General features: G+C 39.3%; 18 protein-coding genes. 2 read left to right on the top strand and 16 right to left on the bottom strand.

Going from position 1 to position 21,851, the window contains the following annotated elements; genetic code table 11:
* Nucleotides 1–24 precede the first annotated feature (24 nt).
* The 5 genes from EAH57_RS12895 to EAH57_RS12915 form a co-directional block, all read right to left on the bottom strand.
* The gene (locus EAH57_RS12895; RefSeq protein ID WP_121930403.1) at nt 25–243 is read right to left on the bottom strand and encodes a hypothetical protein; all 219 of its coding nucleotides are present in this window, start codon (nt 241–243) and stop codon (nt 25–27) included.
* Nucleotides 244–358: 115 nt separating this feature from the next.
* Nucleotides 359–2,968, bottom strand: coding sequence for a Fe/S-dependent 2-methylisocitrate dehydratase AcnD (gene acnD / locus EAH57_RS12900; protein ID WP_121930404.1), 2,610 nt, complete (start codon nt 2,966–2,968; stop codon nt 359–361).
* A 1-nt stretch (nt 2,969) separates the two neighbouring features.
* A complete protein-coding gene (gene prpC, locus EAH57_RS12905; RefSeq protein WP_121930405.1) occupies nt 2,970–4,127 on the bottom strand; it encodes a 2-methylcitrate synthase in 1,158 nt (385 codons plus the stop codon).
* A gap of 185 nt (nt 4,128–4,312) precedes the next feature.
* Nucleotides 4,313–5,194 carry a methylisocitrate lyase gene (gene prpB, locus EAH57_RS12910; RefSeq protein WP_004667983.1) on the bottom strand — a complete coding sequence of 294 codons (882 nt, stop codon included), beginning with the start codon at nt 5,192–5,194 and terminating at the stop codon, nt 4,313–4,315.
* On the bottom strand, nt 5,187–5,897 hold the full coding sequence (locus EAH57_RS12915; RefSeq protein WP_121930457.1) for a GntR family transcriptional regulator: 711 nt from the start codon (nt 5,895–5,897) through the stop codon (nt 5,187–5,189). The genes prpB and EAH57_RS12915 overlap by 8 nt, the downstream gene beginning before the upstream one ends.
* 426 nt (nt 5,898–6,323) lie before the next feature.
* Between EAH57_RS12915 and EAH57_RS12920 the strand changes: the two genes are divergently transcribed.
* Together EAH57_RS12920 and EAH57_RS12925 are read left to right on the top strand one after the other, a co-directional pair.
* Nucleotides 6,324–7,529, top strand: coding sequence for an aromatic amino acid transaminase (locus tag EAH57_RS12920; RefSeq protein WP_121930406.1), 1,206 nt, complete (start codon nt 6,324–6,326; stop codon nt 7,527–7,529).
* Nucleotides 7,530–7,650: 121 nt separating this feature from the next.
* Nucleotides 7,651–9,021, top strand: a complete 1,371-nt coding sequence (locus EAH57_RS12925) for a phosphomannomutase CpsG (protein ID WP_121930407.1) — start codon at nt 7,651–7,653, stop codon at nt 9,019–9,021.
* 60 nt (nt 9,022–9,081) lie between these two features.
* Here the strand turns inward: EAH57_RS12925 and pgi are convergent, their stop codons facing one another.
* The 11 genes from pgi to EAH57_RS12980 all read right to left on the bottom strand — a co-directional run bounded on the left by pgi (nt 9,082) and on the right by EAH57_RS12980 (nt 21,848).
* Nucleotides 9,082–10,755 carry a glucose-6-phosphate isomerase gene (gene pgi, locus EAH57_RS12930; protein ID WP_416240492.1) on the bottom strand — a complete coding sequence of 558 codons (1,674 nt, stop codon included), beginning with the start codon at nt 10,753–10,755 and terminating at the stop codon, nt 9,082–9,084.
* 2 nt (nt 10,756–10,757) lie between these two features.
* Nucleotides 10,758–12,017 carry a nucleotide sugar dehydrogenase gene (locus tag EAH57_RS12935; RefSeq protein ID WP_121930409.1) on the bottom strand — a complete coding sequence of 420 codons (1,260 nt, stop codon included), beginning with the start codon at nt 12,015–12,017 and terminating at the stop codon, nt 10,758–10,760.
* Between the two features lie 11 nt (nt 12,018–12,028).
* Complete coding sequence (galU, locus tag EAH57_RS12940) at nt 12,029–12,907, bottom strand: UTP--glucose-1-phosphate uridylyltransferase GalU (RefSeq protein ID WP_121930410.1); 879 nt, start codon at nt 12,905–12,907, stop codon at nt 12,029–12,031.
* Between the two features lie 13 nt (nt 12,908–12,920).
* Complete coding sequence (locus EAH57_RS12945) at nt 12,921–14,795, bottom strand: polysaccharide biosynthesis protein (RefSeq protein WP_121930411.1); 1,875 nt, start codon at nt 14,793–14,795, stop codon at nt 12,921–12,923.
* A 163-nt stretch (nt 14,796–14,958) separates the two neighbouring features.
* Entirely contained in the window at nt 14,959–15,486 is a 528-nt protein-coding gene (locus EAH57_RS12950) for an acetyltransferase (RefSeq protein WP_121930412.1), read from the bottom strand.
* On the bottom strand, nt 15,479–16,495 hold the full coding sequence (locus EAH57_RS12955; protein ID WP_121930413.1) for an MraY family glycosyltransferase: 1,017 nt from the start codon (nt 16,493–16,495) through the stop codon (nt 15,479–15,481). The genes EAH57_RS12950 and EAH57_RS12955 overlap by 8 nt, the downstream gene beginning before the upstream one ends.
* Before the next feature lie 7 nt (nt 16,496–16,502).
* Nucleotides 16,503–17,453, bottom strand: coding sequence for an NAD-dependent epimerase/dehydratase family protein (locus EAH57_RS12960; RefSeq protein WP_121930414.1), 951 nt, complete (start codon nt 17,451–17,453; stop codon nt 16,503–16,505).
* Nucleotides 17,454–17,456: 3 nt separating this feature from the next.
* Complete coding sequence (locus EAH57_RS12965) at nt 17,457–18,209, bottom strand: glycosyltransferase family 2 protein (RefSeq protein WP_121930415.1); 753 nt, start codon at nt 18,207–18,209, stop codon at nt 17,457–17,459.
* The gene (locus EAH57_RS12970) at nt 18,193–19,173 is read right to left on the bottom strand and encodes a hypothetical protein (RefSeq protein ID WP_121930416.1); all 981 of its coding nucleotides are present in this window, start codon (nt 19,171–19,173) and stop codon (nt 18,193–18,195) included. Before EAH57_RS12970 ends, EAH57_RS12965 begins: the two co-directional genes overlap by 17 nt.
* A gap of 5 nt (nt 19,174–19,178) precedes the next feature.
* A complete protein-coding gene (locus tag EAH57_RS12975) occupies nt 19,179–20,504 on the bottom strand; it encodes an oligosaccharide repeat unit polymerase (protein ID WP_121930417.1) in 1,326 nt (441 codons plus the stop codon).
* Nucleotides 20,505–21,848 carry a polysaccharide deacetylase family protein gene (locus tag EAH57_RS12980; RefSeq protein ID WP_171407465.1) on the bottom strand — a complete coding sequence of 448 codons (1,344 nt, stop codon included), beginning with the start codon at nt 21,846–21,848 and terminating at the stop codon, nt 20,505–20,507.
* Nucleotides 21,849–21,851 lie beyond the last annotated feature (3 nt).

The following is a 21,851-nucleotide window of genomic DNA, read 5'->3' on the forward strand; positions in this document are numbered from 1 at the left end:
TTTCACAACAATATCAACTCAACGTTATGATGTATGACATGCTGTTGCACACCAATAACAACCATTAATTCTATTATTTGGCCAATTAGATTTAGCTTGAGCTACAGCTTGCTGGCAAGTAGAAAAATTACCTAAAGCTATTTGATTTTCTAAATTTGGTAGATAATTACACCCCCTTGTGACATTGTGTACTTCATGATCTCCATTAGGTTGAGCATTTTTATTAATAATATATTTATCCATTAACGTCCCCATTTATCATTTAAAAATAAAGGCCTAAAAATAAAGGCCTAAAAATAAAGCCATATTTAAAGTATGGCTTTATTGTACAAAAATCAAGCTATTTTTTAATATTTAATCAAGCCACTTGACCTTCTAAAAAGTCTTGTGCAAAACGTTGTAATACACCGCCTGCTTCATACACAGAAACTTCTTCTTCTGTATCTAAACGACAAGTTACAGGCACTTCAACGATTTCATTTCGACCATCAGCCGTCGAGCGTTCAATCACTAAAGTCAGATCAGAACGTGGTGAGATATTACCAATCACGCTATAAAGCTCAGTACCATCTAACTTTAAGGTCTTACGGTTGACACCTGGCTTAAACTCAAGCGGTAAAACACCCATACCCACTAAGTTCGTGCGGTGAATACGCTCAAAACCTTCAGCCACGATCGCTTCAACACCCGCGAGACGAACACCTTTGGCAGCCCAGTCACGACTAGAACCCTGACCATAGTCCGCACCCGCAACGATGATCAACGGTTGCTTACGATTCATGTAAGTTTCAATCGCTTCCCACATCCGCATCACTTCGCCTTCAGGCTCGACACGCGCTTTTGAACCTTGCTTAATAGTACCGTCTGAACGAACGACCATTTCATTAAACAATTTCGGGTTGGCAAATGTCGCACGTTGCGTGGTGAGATGGTCGCCACGATGGGTTGCGTATGAGTTAAAATCTTCCTCAGGTACACCCATTTTCGCCAAATACTCACCAGAAGCACTGTCGAGTACAATCGCATTCGATGGAGACAAATGATCGGTGGTGATGTTGTCACCCAAGATCGCAAGTGGACGCATATTGGATAAAGTGCGTGGCGCAGCCAATGCCCCTTCCCAATACGGCGGACGGCGAATATAAGTACTCATTGGACGCCAATCATACAATGGGCTTGCCGCTTGTTCATTGACACCCAAATCAAACATTGGAATGTAGATTTTACGGAACTGTTCAGGCTTGACCGATTCTTTCACTAAGGCATCAATTTCAGCATCCGATGGCCAGATGTCTTTCAGGTAAATTGGATTACCATCTTTATCGTTTCCAAGTGAATCGGTTTCGATGTCAAAACGAATCGTTCCTGCAATCGCATAAGCAACAACCAGTGGCGGCGATGCCAAGAATGCTTGTTTTGCATATGGATGAATACGCCCATCAAAGTTACGGTTACCCGAAAGTACTGCAGTCGCGTACAAATCACGGTCAATAATTTCTTGTTGAATCGCTGGATCAAGCGCACCGGACATACCGTTACACGTCGTACATGCATACGCCACGATACCAAAACCAAGTTTCTCTAGGTCTTTCAGTACGCCCGCTTCTTCAAGATATAGCGCAGCAGCTTTTGAACCCGGTGCAAATGATGACTTCACCCATGGCTTACGTGTTAAACCAAGTTCATTGGCTTTACGTGCCAATAGACCTGCCGCCACGGTATTACGTGGATTTGAAGTATTGGTACATGATGTAATCGCAGCAATAATGATTGCACCGTCAGGCATCAAACCATCAGTACGGTGCTCAACCACACCAGCAATGCCTTTGGCTTTCAAATCAGCCGTAGAAACACGCGCATGCGGGTTTGATGGACCAGCGATGTTGCGCGTTACGCTTGAAAGATCAAAACGAAGTACACGTGGATATTGTGCTTGGGTCATATCCGATGCCCAAAGACCGATTTCTTTAGCGTATTGCTCAACCAGTTTGACTTGGTCAGCTTCACGACCTGTCAAGGTTAAATAATCAATGGTGTTTTGGTCGATGTAGAACATCGCCGCAGTTGCACCATATTCTGGGGTCATATTGGAAATGGTCGCACGGTCACCAATCGACATGGTGTCTGCGCCTTCACCGAAGAACTCAAGGTAAGCACCGACCACACGCTCTTTACGCAAGAACTCTGTGAGCGCCAAAACGATATCAGTTGCAGTGATGCCTGCTTGACGTTGACCGACAAACTCAACCCCAATAATGTCAGGTAGACGCATCCACGATGCACGACCCAACATGACATTTTCAGCTTCTAAACCGCCGACACCAATCGAAATCACACCTAACGCATCGGTATGTGGTGTGTGTGAATCTGTACCGACACAGGTATCTGGGAATGCAATTCCATCACGCGCCTGAATCACTGGAGACATTTTCTCCAAGTTGATTTGGTGCATGATGCCGTTACCCGCAGGGATCACGTCGACATTTTTAAATGCTGTTTTGGTCCACTCAATAAAGTGGAAACGGTCTTCGTTACGACGGTCTTCAATGGCACGGTTTTTTTCAAACGCGTCAGGATCAAAACCACCAAACTCGACTGCAAGTGAGTGATCCACAATCAATTGTGTTGGAACCACTGGATTGACTTTCGCTGGATCGCCACCTTGCTCCGCAATGGCATCACGCAAACCTGCGAGATCAACCAAAGCGGTTTGACCTAAGATGTCATGACAAACTACACGTGCAGGATACCAAGGAAAATCCATGTCCTGACGGCGTTCGATTAACTGAGTTAAGGCATCGTTGAGCAATGCTGGGTCGCAACGACGTACCAATTGCTCTGCCAATACTTTCGAGGTATACGGCAAAGTTGCGTATGCGCCTGACTGAATATCTTCAACGGCTTGACGCACGTCATAGTATTCGAGCTGGGTACCTGCCAGCGGTTTACGATATTGTGTGTTATTCATATTAGCCGCGCTCCGCCAAAGGTTTGAATTCTAGATTTTCAGGACCTGTATAGTTCGCGCTTGGGCGAATGATCTTGCCGTCTTGACGTTGCTCAATCACATGCGCTGACCAACCTGCGGTACGTGCAATCACGAACAATGGCGTAAACATAGCGGTAGGAACACCCATCAAGTGATAGCTCACTGCACTAAACCAATCAAGGTTCGGGAACATGTTCTTCACTTCTTTCATCACCGCTTCTAGACGTTCAGCAATCAAATACATTTTGTTATTTTCTTGCGCTTCAGCAAGATCATAAGCCACTTTCTTGATCACTTCGTTACGTGGATCAGAAATGGTATATACAGGGTGACCAAAACCGATGATCACTTCTTTCTTTTCAACACGACTACGAATATCTGCTTCTGCTTCATCGGCATTGTCATAACGCTGTTGAATCACGAACGCAACTTCGTTCGCACCACCATGTTTTGGTCCACGCAATGCACCGATACCGCCTGTAATTGCTGAATACATGTCTGAACCTGTACCTGCCACGACACGTGAGGTAAATGTTGATGCATTGAACTCATGTTCTGCATACAGAATCAATGAGGTATGCATCGCTTCAATCCATTGCTCTGATGGTTTTTCGCCATGAAGTAGATGCAGGAAATGTGCAGCGATCGAGTCATCATCAGTTTCGACTTCGATACGGCGACCATTGTTGCTGAAGTGATACCAATACAACAACATTGAGCCTAGACTTGCCATCAATTTATCAGCAATGTCTTTTGCACCCGCTTCGTTGTGATCTTCGTGTTCAGGCGTTAAACAACCCAGAACTGAAACGCCAGTACGCATCACGTCCATCGGGTGTGCTGAAGGTGGAAGTTGCTCAAGCGCAGTTTTAAGTGCAGCAGGTAAGCCACGTAATGCTTTTAATTTTGCTTTATAAGCTTTCAGCTCAGCTTTGTTTGGTAGTTTGCCATGGACCAGCAAGTGTGCCACTTCTTCAAATTGGCTGCCCACTGCGAGGTCAAGAATGTCATAGCCACGATAGTGTAAGTCATTGCCGCTGCGCCCTACAGTACACAATGCCGTGTTACCAGCAACTTGACCACTGAGTGCAACTGATTTTTTTGGTTTGAAGCCTGTTGGCGTTTCATTACTGCTCATAAGATTGTCCTTTTTTTATATCTTTAGGTTAAAACTTGCAAATTCCCTAATCCCCCTAAATCCCCCTAAATCCCCCTTTTAAAAGGGGGGACTTCACATTCATCCTAGACAATCTAAGATTTATGTTATTCCCCTCTTTTTCAAAGATGAGGAACATGGTTCCGCAAGGGCGGGAGATTTATTACTTATTTCTTTTCAAAAGTTCCATCTAGATATTGTTCAAACGCATGGTAGTTAATACGCTCATACAATTCTTGACGAGTTTGCATGGTGTCCACCACATTCTTTTGTGTACCTTCTTTGCGTAAAGTCTCATAGACATTTTCTGCTGCTTTATTCATCGCGCGGAATGCAGAAAGTGGATATAAAGCAATACTGACATCGGCAGAAGCTAACTCTTCCGTGGTGAATAATGGCGTAGAACCAAATTCAGTAATGTTCGCCAATACAGGCACTTTGGTCAAATCAGCAAACTGCTTATACATTGCCAATTCAGTAATTGCTTCAGGGAATAACATATCCGCACCTGCTTCAATATATGCACCTGCACGATCAATCGCTGCTTGTAAGCCTTCAACCGCCAAAGCATCCGTACGTGCCATGATTACGAAACTGTCATCAGTACGTGCATCAACCGCTGCTTTGATGCGGTCAACCATTTCTTGTTGTGTCACGATTGCTTTATTTGGGCGGTGACCACAACGTTTAGCACCGACTTGATCTTCGATATGCATCGCTGCTGCACCGAACTTAATCATCGACTTGGTGGTACGTGCAATATTAAATGCAGATGCACCGAAACCCGTATCCACATCCACCAATAATGGTAAGTCACAAACATCAGTGATACGACGCACATCTGTCAATACGTCATCAAGGTTGCTAATGCCTAAATCAGGTAAGCCCAACGAACCTGCCGCGACACCGCCACCTGATAAATAAATGGCTTTATAACCTGCACGTTTTGCCAGTAAAGCATGGTTTGCATTAATTGCACCCACCACTTGTAATGGTTTTTCTTGTGCGACCGCGTCGCGGAATAGCTGACCAGCAGACTGTTTAGCCATGTTGATATTCTCCTTGAGTTTGCAGCAATGTTTGCTCAACAATTTTGTAGGATGCATTGATGTGACGGTGCATCAGCATTTCGGCGAGTTCACCGTCACCTTCAGCAATCGCATCTAAAATGCGGATATGTTCGTCCAAAGCCTTGCTTGGTCGATCAGTGGTATTTGAAAACTGGATTCGATACATGCGAATGAGGTGATATAGCTCATCACACAACATTTTTTCGAGGGTCTTATTGCCACTACTTTTGATAATGCAGTAATGGAAATCATCCTGCCCTTCTTGTAAATAATAGCCTTTACCTGCTTTAAAATTTTCATCCTCAGCATGCAACCGCAATACATCGCGCAATGCCAATATTTGTTTTTTATCAATATGTTGCGCAGCGAGTTTGCAGGCCAACCCTTCTAAAGAAGCACGAATCTGATACAGCTCTTGGAACTGTTGCAGCGAGAGAGAAACAACACGTGCGCCAATATGTGCAGTACGCTCCACCAACTTCTGCCCTTCTAGGCGATGAATCGCTTCACGCAAAGGCCCACGACTAATCCCGTACACACGTGCCAGTTCCGGTTCAGAAATTTTACTTCCCGCAGGAATCTGCCCCAAAACAATCGCAGACTGAATTTGCTTAAATACGTGTTCCGTCAGTGTTCTTCCCTGACTTGTGCTGATGGCTTGTGGAACAAGGGTATCTTGCATATTGTCAACAATCTCTATCATTTTGATGATTTTATAACGAAATATAAGCAAAAATGCAATAGGATTGTCGACAATAAAAATCAAGTCTCGGACAACCTCACCAGTGGCAGTCCCTGCCTAAACAAATCAGCAACCAAATCAAGAGTAATATTAATAACAAATAAAACAAAAACTTATAGAACACGATCAACTCAATGTTGTTTTGATCCTTGTTACAAAGCTGACTTTATCTTTTTTATTCTACGACGATGGTATGACAGCTTGATTGTCGACAATCCTGATAATCTGTTGGTCTTTGACTGATTTTGTAAGTAAATACTGCACTAGAAATGCAAATAATAGAGTGCTTCATCTGCACTTTATTGGTACATTATTGGGCATTCAAAAACACCTCCATGCACCTTGTTGAATAAAAGGACATTGTTAATGTTTCAACATATCCCACCTTATGCAGGCGATCCAATTCTTTCATTAATGGAACAGTTCAATGCTGATCCACGCGCTGAAAAGGTGAACCTCAGTATTGGTTTGTACTATAACGAAGACAGCATCGTTCCTCAGCTTGATACCATTATCGAAGCGCAAAAACGGATTGCACCGAAGAATACGCAAACCAAGCTTTATCTTCCAATGGAAGGTTTCAAACCTTACCGTGAAGCGATTCAAGCCTTATTGTTTGGCGCAAATAGCCCAGCAATTCAACAAGGTCGTGTTGCGACGATTCAAACATTGGGTGGTTCAGGTGCATTGAAAGTCGGTGCTGACTTTCTTAAAACATATTTCCCAAATTCAGAAGTTTGGGTCAGCCAACCAACTTGGGATAACCATGTTGCCATCTTCAATGGTGCAGGCATCAAAAGTAATTTCTATCCATACTTCGATGCTGAAACGCGTGGTGTCGATTTTGATGGCATGTTGTCTACGCTAAAAACATTGCCAGAACAAAGCATTGTGTTGTTACATCCTTGCTGCCATAACCCGACAGGTGCGGATTTGAATCCAGCGCAATGGGATCAAGTGATTGCGGTATTAAAACAAGGTAATTTGATTCCATTCCTAGACATCGCATACCAAGGTTTTGGCGATGGTATGGAACAAGATGCCTATGCAATCCGTGCCTTAGATCAATCTGGCTTAAACTTCATCGTCAGTAACTCATTCTCTAAAATCTTCTCTCTATACGGTGAGCGTGTTGGTGGTTTGACTTTCGTTTGTGACGATGCAGAAGCAGCAAAATGCACATTCGGTCAGTTGAAAGCAACGGTTCGTCGTATCTACTCTAGCCCACCAACAACAGGTGCATGGTTAGTGGATCAAGTATTAAATGACGCTGAACTGAACCAACAATGGCAAGACGAAGTCAAAGAGATGCGTGAGCGCATCCTTAAAATGCGCAGCATCTTAAGAGATGAGCTGACCAAAGCATTGCCAGAACGTGACTTCAGCTATCTTGTGAATCAAAAAGGTATGTTCAGCTACACAGGCTTAACGGCTGAACAAGTAGATACCTTACGTGAAGAATACGCAATCTACCTCGTTCGTAGTGGTCGTATCTGCGTTGCTGGTTTGAACATGAATAATGTCTATAAGGTTGCGAAAGCGGTTGCTGAAGTTTTAGCGAAATCTGCGTAACCTGTAACGTCTACACATCTTTACTTAAGAATGGCTGTTTCAATTGAAGCAGCCATTTTTTATTTCCCGCTGTCTTTGTATACTGCAAGGTATTAATAAACAACAAACAGCGCTTTCAAATATGACACAACTCACTTGCTTTAAAGCCTATGATATTCGTGGCAAACTTGGTACAGAACTCAATGAAGAGATTGCCTATAAGATTGGTCGCGCTTATGGGCAAATCTATCAACCGAAAACTGTGGTGATCGGTTGCGATATCCGTTTAAGCAGTGAAGGCTTAAAACAAGCCACCATTCGTGGACTCAATGATGCAGGCATCAATGTGCTTGATTTAGGGATGACAGGGACTGAAGAAGTCTATTTCGGTGCATTCCACCTCGATGTTCAGGGCGGTATTGAAATCACTGCCAGCCATAATCCAATGGATTACAACGGCATGAAATTGGTCCGTGAAAATGCCCGTCCGATTAGTGAGGATACTGGCTTAAAAGAGATTCAAGCATTGGCTGAATCAGGTCAGTTCGTTGAAGTCGCACAAAAAGGTACGACAGAAAACTATAATATTCTGCCTGAGTTCATCGAACACCTACTGACGTATATTGACCCACAAAAAATTAAACCGCTTAAATTGGTGGTAAATGCTGGTAACGGTGCAGCTGGTCATGTGATTGATGCGATCGAACAGAAGTTCCAACAGCTCAATATTCCAGTGGAATTTATTAAGATTCATCACGAAGCAGATGGCACATTCCCAAATGGTATTCCCAATCCGATCCTGATCGAGAATCGTGACAGCACTCGTGATGCAGTACTTAAACATCAAGCCGATATGGGGATTGCATGGGACGGCGACTTTGACCGTTGCTTCCTATTTGATGAAAAAGGTCAGTTCATAGAAGGCTATTATATTGTTGGCTTATTGGCTCAAGCGTTCCTGATCAAACAATCAGGTGAGAAGATCGTGCATGATCCACGTCTTGTTTGGAACACCTTTGATATTGTAGAGAAATATCAAGGGATTGTGGTACAGTCAAAATCTGGTCATGCATTTATTAAAGATGTGATGCGTGAACACAATGCCGTTTACGGCGGTGAAATGAGTGCACATCACTATTTCCGTGATTTTGCTTATTGCGATAGCGGGATGATCCCTTGGCTACTGACAATTGCCCTACTCTCTGAGACAGATCAATCACTTTCGACTCTCGTTGAAAATATGATTGAAAAATTTCCATGTAGCGGTGAAATCAACTTTAAAGTGGCTGATACTCAAATAACAGTACAAAAGATTTTTGATCACTATGCCGATCAAAATCCACAAATTGACCGGACTGATGGGGTAAGTCTTGATTTTGGCGCTTGGCGTTTAAATGTACGCGCATCAAATACAGAGCCGTTGCTGCGCTTAAATATCGAAAGCCGTTCCGACAAAAATCCTCAACCGATGCAAGTTTATGTCGATGAGTTGACGCGTTTAATTTCAGCTTAGCAAATAAAAGAAGGAAATCTTTTTAGAGCAAAAGATTTCCTTCTATAACACCATTGTATTTTAAGTTTCTGTCTTGCCTAATAATACTCTCAATAGACCTTGTGTCGATGCATCAAATACAGATAAATCATCTTGTTCGCGGTTTAAAATTGGCAAAAGCTGATTAGCGATTTCTTTGCCTTTTTCTACGCCCCATTGATCAAATGGATTGATATTCCATAGTACAGATTGCACAAAAACCTTATGTTCATAAAGCGCAATCAACATACCTAAACTATAAGGATTCAACTCTTTTAATAAAATGGTCGAACTTGGCTGATTGCCTTCGTATTGTTTATATGCGGGTAAATCTCTGAGTTCATCTGCTGCGAGTGCCTGATTACCAAATGCCAATAAACGAGATTGGGCTAAACAATTTGATAATGCGAGATGATGCTGTTCAACCAATGCATCAGCACTTTCGACATAGGTAAATTGATTGGCATTATACCGTTTAACAGGGGCAATAAAATCACAGCTGACCGAATGTGTGCCTTGATGTAACAACTGATAAAATGCATGCTGAGCGTTTGGACCCACTTCCCCCCATACAATTGGACAGGTTGCCATCTCCACCTTTTCGCCATTACGTTGAGTTGACTTACCATTGGACTCCATTTCTAATTGTTGTAGATAGGAGGCAAAATACTTAAGTCGACCATCATAAGGCAAGACCGCATGGGTCTGAATATCAAGAAAGTTATTATTCCACACGCCCAACAAGCCCATTAATACTGGAATATTTTGAGCAAACGGTGCGGTTTGGAAATGTTGGTCAATCGCATAAGCACCCGCTAAAAGCTGCTTAAACCCATCCACACCAATCATTAATGCGATGGGCAAACCAATACATGACCACAGTGAATAACGACCGCCCACCCAATCCCACAATAACAATTGCTTATCAGGAGCGATTCCCCATTCCGTCATTTTTTCTGCTTTGGTTGAAACCCCAATAAAATGATTGGTCAGAATTTTGGCATCTGTACCCAAGGATTTTTCTAACCATTGACGTACCGTTTCGGCATTCGAAAGCGTATCAATCGTACCAAAAGATTTTGACGAAATAATAAATAAAGTCGTTTCGGGGCGTAGCTGATGGAGTAATGCCGAAAGCTGACTACCATCCATGGTTGAAACAAAATGAACATCCAAGGGTTTTGCTGTCTTGACCTTAAAATCTGACAGTGCATGCGTTACCATCAATGGACCCAGATCAGATCCGCCCACCCCAATATTCACCACATCCTGAATCACTTCACCTGTTGCACCACGATATTGTCCAGTATGGATCTTTTCCACCAAGGCATACATGTGTTCGAGTTGTGATTGAACATGCTGATTAATATTAGAAAAATCTGGGCTGGTTTTTGGTAACCGTAAAGCCCAATGCATCGCAGCACGATGCTCTGTGAAGTTAATCTGCGCTGATGAAAATAGTTTTTTGATCCATTGCGTTAAATCTTGGCTGTGCGCTAAATCCACTAATCCATCTAGAATAGGCTGATCAATCCGGTGTTTACTAAAATCTAAAACAATTTGATCGTATTCCACTGAAAACTTGTTAAAACGTGATACATCCGCAGCAAATAATTGATTCAGGTGCATTTCTTTAAATTGTGCTTTCAAACTAGATAAGTGTTCCAATACAGTACGCTGATCTTTGACTGGAAATGGATGCATAGGATTCATCATAATTAACGCCCCACGCCCATGTATGCAAAGCCTTGTGCTTTCACATACTGTGGGTCATATATATTACGTCCATCTAACACCAACGGATGTCTCATACAATGTGCCAATCGCTTAAAGTCAGGACTCCAATATTGTTTCCATGCCGTCAAAACACATAAACCATGAACATTTTGAACAGCCGCATATTGATCATCACATAAGATAAGATCATCACGCTGACCATACATCGTACTAATTTCTTCTAAGGCTTGCGGATCATGTAACTGAACAGTTACCCCCTGCGCCCAGAGTGCAGCCAACATTTGATGAATCGGGGACTGTTGAATACTCGAGGTATTCTCTTTAAAAGAAGCTCCCCAAATGGCAACTGTTTTGCCTTGTAAATCACCGTGGTAATAATTCCAAAACTTACGGAATAAGATTTCTTTCTGCTGCTCGTTGATCTCCCAAACTTGAGCAAGCAATTGGCTTTTGACCCCTGTATTGGCCACAGTATTGGAAAGCGTCAAAATATCATGTGAAAAGTTTTCACCACCAAAACCAGCACCAGGCGCTAAATAAGCCGTGCCAATCCGATTATCGGCAGCCATTCCCTGACGGACTGAAGCAATATCAATGCCTAACTTTTCTGCCACAACCGCAAGATCATTGATATAACTAATCCGTGTCGCCAACATGCCAGAAATACTCAACTTAGTAAATTCCGCATCTAAAACCGGCATAAATAAATAATGCTGCGCTAAAGGAAAAAAGGGTCTTAACAACTCTTTCACTTTGGCTTGTACATCCACCTGAATACATCCAACGATTAGTTGTTTTGCCTCTGTTAAGCTCTGTAAAGCATTTCCTTCCTGCATGGTATCAGGTAAATAGACCCAGTCATCATCTGACAATATCTGTTGGAATCTTTCTGTGCCATGCAAACCAAAAGTTGAAGCATTGATCATCAATTTTGGATGAATAATCGGACGTTGTTTAAGAGCATTTAATAATTGATAAACTTGCGGTTCTTGTGTCTGATTAAAACTAAACAGATAGGCATCAATATCTAAAGGTATTTGTTCCAAGTCACTATACTTTAGAAAACCGCTTTGTCGTTGCTTCTCCAATAAATGACTGACATTTTCATCATGAAATGAATATTGCAGTTCATCCGTTGCAACATGGAGATGCGAACACCAATATACGTTATGCCCTGACTCCGACAATAACGCGGACATCACCCCTGCATATAAAGTATTACCAAAGATTGCGACTTTCATAACTACTTACCTTAAAGCGCTAATTCTTGAATTAAGCCCTTAAACTCTACACCCAATTTGGGATGTTCAAGACCATAATGCAATACCGCTTTGAGATATCCGATCTTGCTCCCGCAATCAAAAGTTTGACCTTTCATGCGATAAGCTTCGACTGTCTGTGTTTGTTGTAATGCTGCTATTGCATCGGTCAACTGAATTTCATTTCCTGCCCCACGCGGGGTATTTTCCAATAATTGCATAATTTGAGCTGGCAGAATATAACGCCCCACCACCGACAAATTTGAAGGTGCTGTTCCAACCTCTGGCTTTTCAACAATCCCTTGCATGACGATACTTTCGCCTTCACTCGGTGAAACCGTCACATCCACAATACCATATTGATCAACCAAATGATCAGGTACAGCCTCAACCATAATCTGGGACGCTTGGGATTGTTGAAACCGCTGAATCATCAAAGACAGATCATTCTCTGTATGCTGATTATTTTTAACTAAAACATCGGGTAATAACACCGCAAAAGCTTCATCACCCACAATATCTTTGGCACACAATACTGCATGACCTAATCCTAAAGGTTGGGGCTGGCGTACGCTGACCACACTGACATGCTTAGGTAAAATATCAGTAATTTCTTTGAGTAAATCAAATTTCTTTTTTTGTTCTAGCGTGGTTTCAAGCTCAAAATTACGATCAAAATAATTCTCAATCGAAGCCTTGGAGGAGTGCGTGACTAAAATAATCTGTTCAATACCTGCCTCGACCGCTTCCCGAACCACATATTCAATTGCTGGACGATCGACCACCGTGACCATTTCCTTTGGAATTGACTTACTCGCTGGTAAAAACCGTGTACCTAAACCTGCAACAGGTAAAATGGCTTTTTTAATCATATTCTCTCTCAATTTAGTTAACTCGAACGTCACCGCTACGTTTATACCCATCAACATAATGTTCAAGCTGCGTTAAAGCCCAATCCACATCATGGTCAACTGCGGTCATTTGATTAATTTTAGCAAAGATCGCTTGTACTTCTTGTAAAGGATAATGCTTTTCAAATGACCGTAAAATCCGAGTATGTTGCGTATATTCAGTATTATCCTGATCAATCAAAAGTTCTTCATATAGCTTTTCACCTGGGCGTAAACCACTATAAGCAATTTCAATGTCCCCTGTGCTTGAACCAGTCTCACGAACTTTTAGACCACTCAATTTGATCATTTGACGTGCCAAATCTTGAATTCGAACAGGTTCACCCATGTCCAACAAGAACACATCTCCACCTGACCCTAATGCTCCCGCTTGAATCACAAGCTGCGATGCTTCAGGAATGGTCATAAAATAACGCGTTACATCTGGATGAGTCACGGTAATCGGACCACCCACTGCGATTTGCTGTTTAAACAAGGGCACCACTGAACCTGAAGAACCTAAAACATTACCGAAACGGACAATACTAATTTGAGTAGGGGGTTTAGTTTCAGCAACCGCTTGGCAATATAACTCTGCCATACGCTTAGATGCCCCCATGACATTGGTTGGTCGAACTGCTTTATCGGTCGAAATCAATACAAATGTTTCAACGCCTTTTTCTACCGCTGCATTTAAACTATTTGCAGTACCAATCGCATTATTTTTTAAACCTGCAATTGGATTACATTCAACTAAAGGCACATGTTTATACGCGGCTGCGTGATAGACCGTTTGCACTTGATATTGTTCAATAATTCGTTCTAGCTTTTGTTGATCTTGCACCGTACCCAAAATCGATACAATCTCACAGTTTGCAGTTAAGCGTAATTCCTTATCAATACTATATAAGGCAAATTCCGTTAACTCATATAAAACCAATAATTTCGGCTGATTCTTAATAATTTGACGACACAGCTCTGAACCAATCGAACCACCTGCACCAGTGACCATCACAACTTTATTTTGAATATTTTTAACCAAAAGATGGGCGATAGGCGGAATAGGATCACGCCCGAGTAAATCAATAATATCAACTTCTTGAATATCAGAAACTCGGATTTCTCCATCGACTAACTGGGTCAAGCCGGGTAATTCAGTTATCTTTAAACCAGAAGATTCAAATTGTTGAATAATTTCAGTTTTTCGTACTCGCCCAACCGAAGGAAGTGCAAGTAAAATTTCATCAATATGTTCTTTTTCAAAACGCTGTAAAGCTTTTTCAACAGAATAAACCTTTAAACCGCCAACGATTTGCCCTTGTAACGAAGCATAATCATCAATAAAAAAGATCGGAAGATGGTCATCTGAACGATGTAATGCCGCTGCAATTTGTTGTCCTGCATCACCTGCACCATAAATCGCGATCCGTTTGCGTCCCAACTCTGAATAAAATGAAACTTTGACCACGAAACGAATAAACGCTCGACTCGTCCAAACCCACGTAAACATCATAAAACCAAACATAAACGGAATAGACATCGGAATATGTGCTTTGGTGATATATGTCAGTGCATATAAAGCCAACATAGTCAAAAAAACAGCCAATGCGAGTTTGACTATAAAGACTTCATTAAAGGTTCGGACAATAAAACGATAGACGCCTGTAAGGGCAAGACAACTAATCGCAATCAAACTAACGAGCAAAGATCCATGATCAATGCCTGAAACAACATCTGCTTTCAAATCAAATAAACGAATGACATAACACAGCCACAAAATGACAGGAAAAGCTAAGATATCCAAAATAACAAGGAAAAATTGTTTATACAGCCTAGGCGCTGAGGCAAATTGATGAATAATCTTTTTCACAGTGATCTTCTAATCATCCCACATTCAGTTTGATCTTTATACGCACTTCTAATGTAACTGAAAATAACTTTTACACATCAAATACGCAATACTTAAAATAGTAGGATATACGTCTCTTATCCTATGGTTTTCTTTGATTTCATTTGCAATTTTAGCTACATATTTAATGCGCAAGGATTGAGCCCGCAGCTAAAAAAGTAAACGGCGCTACTGTTTTATTTCCTGTGATTTTAACCCCAACACTGAGATGTGAAAACATACCGATCTCACTATCATGATCAATCGCTGAAGTTAAGTTTACAATTACACCATCTTCAATTTTGACATCAACGCCAACGATACATCCTGCCATAATACAAACGCCTTCTCCAAGTTCGGCAGTAGCACTAATGGTCGCAGACGGATGAATCACTGTAGCGATAGGAATAGCCAGCTCTTTTAGTCGTTGAAACCAAACCTGTCTAACCTGATTGTTTCCGACAGCTGGAATGGCAGCTGAAATATTAGGCACAATTTGTGCAATCGTCTCTATATTCGCAACAATAGGAAAACCAGCGACCTCCGTTCTTTGAGGCCAGCTATCATCTGCAAATACAATACTACTCCATTGACCTGATAGTAATGCGGCTTCCGCGACAGATTTGCCATGGCCACCAGCCCCTAGGATTAATAAAATATCTTGCTTAAGCATTTTCTGTCTTACCTGCACCGAAATATACAGCTAAAAAAACCAACGGAGTATAGGCTATCAAAATTAAGAATTCAGGCATTATATAATGTTGAGTGGCTAAATAAGCAAGCGGCAATAACCATAGAACATTTAATGCCAACACCCCGAAAGTAACAACAGTATGACTATTATACTTTCTAGAGGCGTATTGGTAGGCATGGCTTCTATGTGCATCATACATCTTATGACCATTGATCACACGGCGAATCAAAGTAAAGGTTGCATCAACGACGAATATCCCCAAACAGATTAACCAAGCACAAAATAAGGCAACATCTTGTTTTAATGCAATCAAAGCAAGAATACCCAAAACTAACCCTAGAAAGCCGCTACATGCATCTCCCATAAAGATACGCGCTTTGGGAAAGTTCCATAATAAAAAACCAGCAGTACACGCTGCTAATAGAAAAAGTGCCTGACTCGACAAATCCGATGCGAATAAGAGATAAATGCCACCGATGCTCAAGGTCGCTGTGATCGCTTCTATACTGGCAATACCGTTAATGCCATCCATAAAGTTATATAGATTCAGTAACCAAACTAAAAAAAGTACCGCAATAATATTGGCGAACCATCCCAACTGAAGACTGTCATTAAATAATCCGACTTCAGAAAAACCACCTAAAGAAACCACGACACCAATCGCAACAAGAAAATGAACTGCTAATCGCGCCAAAGCATTAATATGTCCGTGATCGTCCAAGAAACCCAACAATGCGATTGTAAAACCAGCTGAGATTAGGGTTAAGCCAATGTGTTGAGATAAATACCCAAGATAAATAAGCAACATCAGCCCTAAAAGATAGCTAACAACAACTGCAACACCTCCGCCTCGTGGTGTCGGGGTACTATGTGAACTTCGCTCGTTGGGGTTATCTATGATATTTCTTTTTAATGCGTAATTTCGCATATACCCTACTAAGAAAAATGCAACCAAAAAGCTCACTATAGCCATTAAAAGAATTGACATGTTTTACTCACTTTAACTTACTATATGCCTCACCTGCTTGTCTCACAGCAGATATTGCGTTCAAAGGTGGTTGCCAGCCTAGCAATGTTTTTGCTTTCGAGGCATCAACTTCTAATGAACCAAAAAGCTGTTCATATAATTTCATTTTTCCAAGGCAAATTGCACCTAATTTCATGACAAAATTAGGTACATAAATCAAGTTTGGTGATTTCGCCATTCCCTGTCTAAGGTAGGTTACCAATTGCTTTGTGGATAATTCCTCATTATCTGAAATTAGAAATAATTCATTCTTAGCACAAGGATGCTTAATACAACATTCAATGAAATCCACCAGATTATCAAGTGCAATAAATGAACGCTTATTATTTACTCCACTAAATGGTAGAGGGAGATTTGTTGATGCTAACTTTAATAATCGAGCAAAATTTCCCGGTGCATTTGAAGCATAAACCAAAGGCGGACGAATAATGACTAACTCTGTTTCAGTATTTTTAAATAATTCTTTGAGTGCTTGTTCTGCTTCTAATTTTGATACTGCATAGTCTGCATGAGGATGCGGTTCATCCAACTCGTTAAATGGCTTATCTATTGTACTTGAACCATTGACTCCTATCGAACTCATAAAAATAAAACGTTTCACTTTATTTTCTAAGGCCTGATGAGCTAGATGCAATGTACCTTCAACATTAACTTCTCTAAACTCATGCAGTGGGTTATCAACCTGTTCATTTAAAATATGTGCTCTTCCGGCTAAATGCACAATCGTATCTATATGTTTAGGTACTGAGGTCTTAAAAAAACTTCCTTCAGAGTTGCCGACGATCTGCTCAACATTACTAGGAAATCTCTCATCAAAATTTCGAGATAAAATAAATATTTTATACTCGGCTTTCTTAATTAAATTAGAAATTAGAGCATGACCAACAAAACCTGTAGCACCTGTAACTAGAATCTTCATTTATCACACTCGTTTAGTCACAGCTTTCATTGCATAGCAAATGAAATAAAATATAGATTTTGTAAGACCAATATTTAAATGTTTTCTATAAATATTCCATGTCCATTTAGCAGCTTCTAATTTATTTGCTGAAACATTCGAACCATCTTCGGAAACTCTATAAAATGCTAAAGGCTCTTGTATTCCAATACCTTTAACTGCAGGTGAGTTAGAAAAAATTTCCAGCCAGAAAAGATAGTCCTCATGACCAATTTTTTTTTGACGAACCGAGCTAAATCGATCAAATTTATAAATAGCTGTTAAATTTCCAATACAGTTCCCTTTTAAAAGTTGAGAATAGTCTACTGCAAGAGGAACGCTAACTAAGTTTTTAATTCCTGTACTATTAAAACGATAGTAAGAACTAAAGATGACATCAACATCTTGATTTTTAAAAACTTGGATTTGTTTTTCTAATTTTTTTGTATCCCACTTATCATCAGAATCCAAAAAAGCGACATAATCACCTGTAACAATATCCAGCCCTGTATTTCTAGCAGCAGCAACACCTTGATTATTTTCTTTAGAAATTAATTTCACTCTATTATCTAAGCTAACATATTGATTAACAATATCTCTAGTATTATCAGGAGAACAGTCATCAATCACGATTAACTCAAAATTTTGATATGTTTGTGCCAAGACACTTTCAATTGAGTCTGAAATTGTTTTTGCCGCTTTATAAGCAGGCATAATTATACTAACCAGTTGTTGCATTGGCGTTTTCACCTAAAATAACAGAGATAAAATTACTTTTAGATTGGATAAAAAGCTGATCTAACTTCTTAGACATTTTGTCAGCACGTAAATATTTGACTCCATTAATTGAATCAAACATATTGTTTTCTTCTTTAGCTTCAGAAAATGTTTCTACAATTTCCTCAAAAAAATCAGAAACTAAAATATCCATTCCATATGTCAGTGCCTGAAATATCTTATTTGGCATGCAATATTTATAGTTTAAGTTAAGCTCCTGATCTGTAACAAACACCAATACATTATAGTTATTCAAAAAAGACATGTTATTCGGCTTGAACTCCCCTTTATAATTAAGAAACTCAACCCCAGAAAAAGAAAAGTTTGAAACTGGACTAATATACCCATACACATCTATATTATCCCCTCCATTCAATTCAGAAACCTCCTTGAATAGTTTTACAGGTATTCTCTTTTCATCTATTATACCAAAATAACATATTTGCTTATTTTCAGAACAAGTAAAATCCAAAGAGAAGTTATTTTCCTTATAATCTGAAGGAAAGTTATATACAACACATGCATCCCTACCATATCTTTTTTTTATTGTTTTAGCCAAACCATTCGATACAGTTATAATTTTAAAATCAAATTTAGTGACAATAAATTCCAAAACATAGATTAAACAGGCCCTCACTCTTCTAAACAAACCAGAATAATCAAATATAACTAAATCATGCATATCATAAATTACTCTATTTTCTCTTTTATTAATAAAGTTAAAAAAAATAAACAATAACATGCATACTAATGAGGCTTGTTGATGAAATATAATAGTTTCACCACGTAACACTGAAAGGTATTTTAATGTTCCTCTCAGACTCCTCAACTCTATGACATGCGAATTATCTGGAAAAATATTTAATTGTGATAAAACTCTAGATGACTTTTCTAAAGGAACTTTTGTAACATGGTATATCGCCATTAGAACTACCCTTTATTCGACCTAAAAACTTCAACAACAAATATTAATGGAATTAAAAAAACTATATACATAACTATTTGTTTCAGGAATACCATTCCGGCAATATCCCCTGTCAATGGAAACAGAAATGCTATTGACAAACCAACCGTCTTAATCGAAAAAGTTTTATCTAAACCAAATACTCTGTGCAGTAAAAAAATTAACAAAAATATAGAAATACAATAATTTAGTCCAAACACAAATGGGGAAACCAACATAAATAGTACTCCCCCAATTGCATATGCCTCTCCAATGAAATAAGAATTCATCACACCCACTTCACTGGCATCTTTATAACTTCCCCACGTATTCATCATCAAATCTTTACTATATTCCTTATAATCAAAAAACATATTGGCAAAAGGAACTGACCTCCAAATATAATCGAAGCCTCTAAGTTTGAAATCAAGTTGTTCATAGACTCCCATCATCTGCCCTGTCGAAACTCTCAATAGGATATACTCGACAACCTCTGATGACTTTAATTCAGAAAACTGTATTTTTGTTAGATAGTATATAATACCGATACCAAAAACTAAAATCGGAACAGTGAATTTTAAAAACTTTATAACGTCTATTTTTTTATCGATGCTACACATATAGCCAAACAAAAATATGAGAAGACAATTAAATAATGGAGCCTTACCACCATACAAACTACTAGCATAGCAAACTAGAGAAATAACGAAAAATTTCTGCCCAACAGAAACACCCTTATTTTTGAAGTTAACCGCTAGTAATGCCGAACACATAATATATAGAAACTTTAAGTACGATGCTATAACTGTTGGAATATTGGAGGAATATCTGTTCTCCATCCTCACATCCAACAAGTTACTTCCCGTAATAATGCTATTTATAATGGCATGTTTTGCACCTAAAAAATGTATCAATAGAACACAAGCAAAAAGATTCAAAGAAAAAATAGTTAAGACAAATTTACCATTCCTAAAATTCAATTTATTATCATGTAATATAAAGTAATTTCTAAAAAAATAGCGACTAAAGAAAAGAACAGAAATAAGAAAAGCATTAAATGTGGATAAAATAATGATAGAAGACAAAAAAAGCGATTCTTGTTTAACAAAGAATGTAGGTATATTATTCAACCCTAGAATATAAACAACCCATACACCAAATGTGATAACGATTATGAACTCTCTAGCAAGCAATATTCCATTATAGTTTTTCCTAGAAAAACTAATTCCAAATATTGTGTCTCGTAATAAATAAAAATTAATAAATAAAATTGATATCGTTAATAGAGAAAGAATAAGTATTTCATATAGCATTCAGAATATACCCTGATATATGTTTCTAAATTTCGTTGAGATAAATTCTGAGTTATGCCATAACAATGTAAAGGAACCATTAACCTTTTGACATTTTTCCTTTAGCTCCAAAAATACTTCTAAAGGATTTTCATCTATCGCCATATATCTATCATGTAGAACAGTACACTCCATGACAATCAAAGGTTTAATTTTCAAATTCAGTACTTTATGGTTAACTGGGTCAAAAGCAGTGTACTCATGGCAACTACCTGCTCGAAACCCAGCACAATCAGCATATCCTAAAGTACTGTCATAGCTTAATCCACACTCATTCCAGTACAACATTGTTTCAGGATGCTTCCAGCGTAAAAAATGCATTCGTCCACCCCATACATCTTGTTGTATTCCTAAACTTTTACATATTTTTTTTAGATTAGTAAATTCGCCCATCAAAGCTTGTGGATTTGTGTAACAATTGTAACTAGGGTGTAATCCTATCTTATGGCCTCTTGCATGAATATTCAGTAAAAGCTGTTGGATCGCTGGATGCTCTAAAGTATAATCTGCATCTTTTTTTGGGTCAGTGTTCCCACAAATAAAATAGAATGAACTTTTAATATTATTTTGTTCAGAAATATCCATAATCCATTCAAATGTATTAAAGGGGTCTTTAGAATGTAGTTCACTATTCGTATTAAAACGAATATATGGGCCTAATAATAAACTACTAAAATCCTTTCTCTTTATAACATCACCAAGTATAGACTTTACCAAGTTAACAGGAGTTGCAAAACCAAAACGAGCAGGTCTATCAACATCATGTGTAACATTTAATTGGAATTGATGTTCTTTTACTTTAAGGTTAGGCCAAACCCTTTGAATTACTTGTTTTAATATTTCCAACCATTCATCTACGATCGGTCTATCTAAATAATTATGTTTCCAAGCATGCGAGGCTTTTGCTGAAAAACGCTCATGATTGTCTAAATCAACCCTACCTATTTCCTCCAATCGGTTTAGCATCCAATAGGTTAAACCTAATATATCGTAATTGATTGTGGCACCATTTACATGTAAATCAACAATAGGAGCTAAAAATTCATTACTCGCAGGTGCTTTAAGAGTAGCTTCAACAACACCATGATAGTTTTCTTTTTGAGCATTCCATTCATAGCAGTTTAAATCAGTCTCACCAAATTCATAGAATGATTTGTTGACTGGAAAAATTATACTTTTTCCACTACCAGCCACGCCTAGAATTAAAGAGTTATCCGCCTTTCTAAGCAAAAATGCAATACCAAAACGCTCGCCAAGGATTCGCTGGAACCAATCTAATTGCTCAAATGAAAAAGCTATGTTCATCTA

Origin of the sequence: Acinetobacter sp. 2JN-4 (assembly GCF_003687745.1) — a bacterium.
GTDB classification, from domain to species: Bacteria; Pseudomonadota; Gammaproteobacteria; order Pseudomonadales; family Moraxellaceae; genus Acinetobacter; species Acinetobacter halotolerans.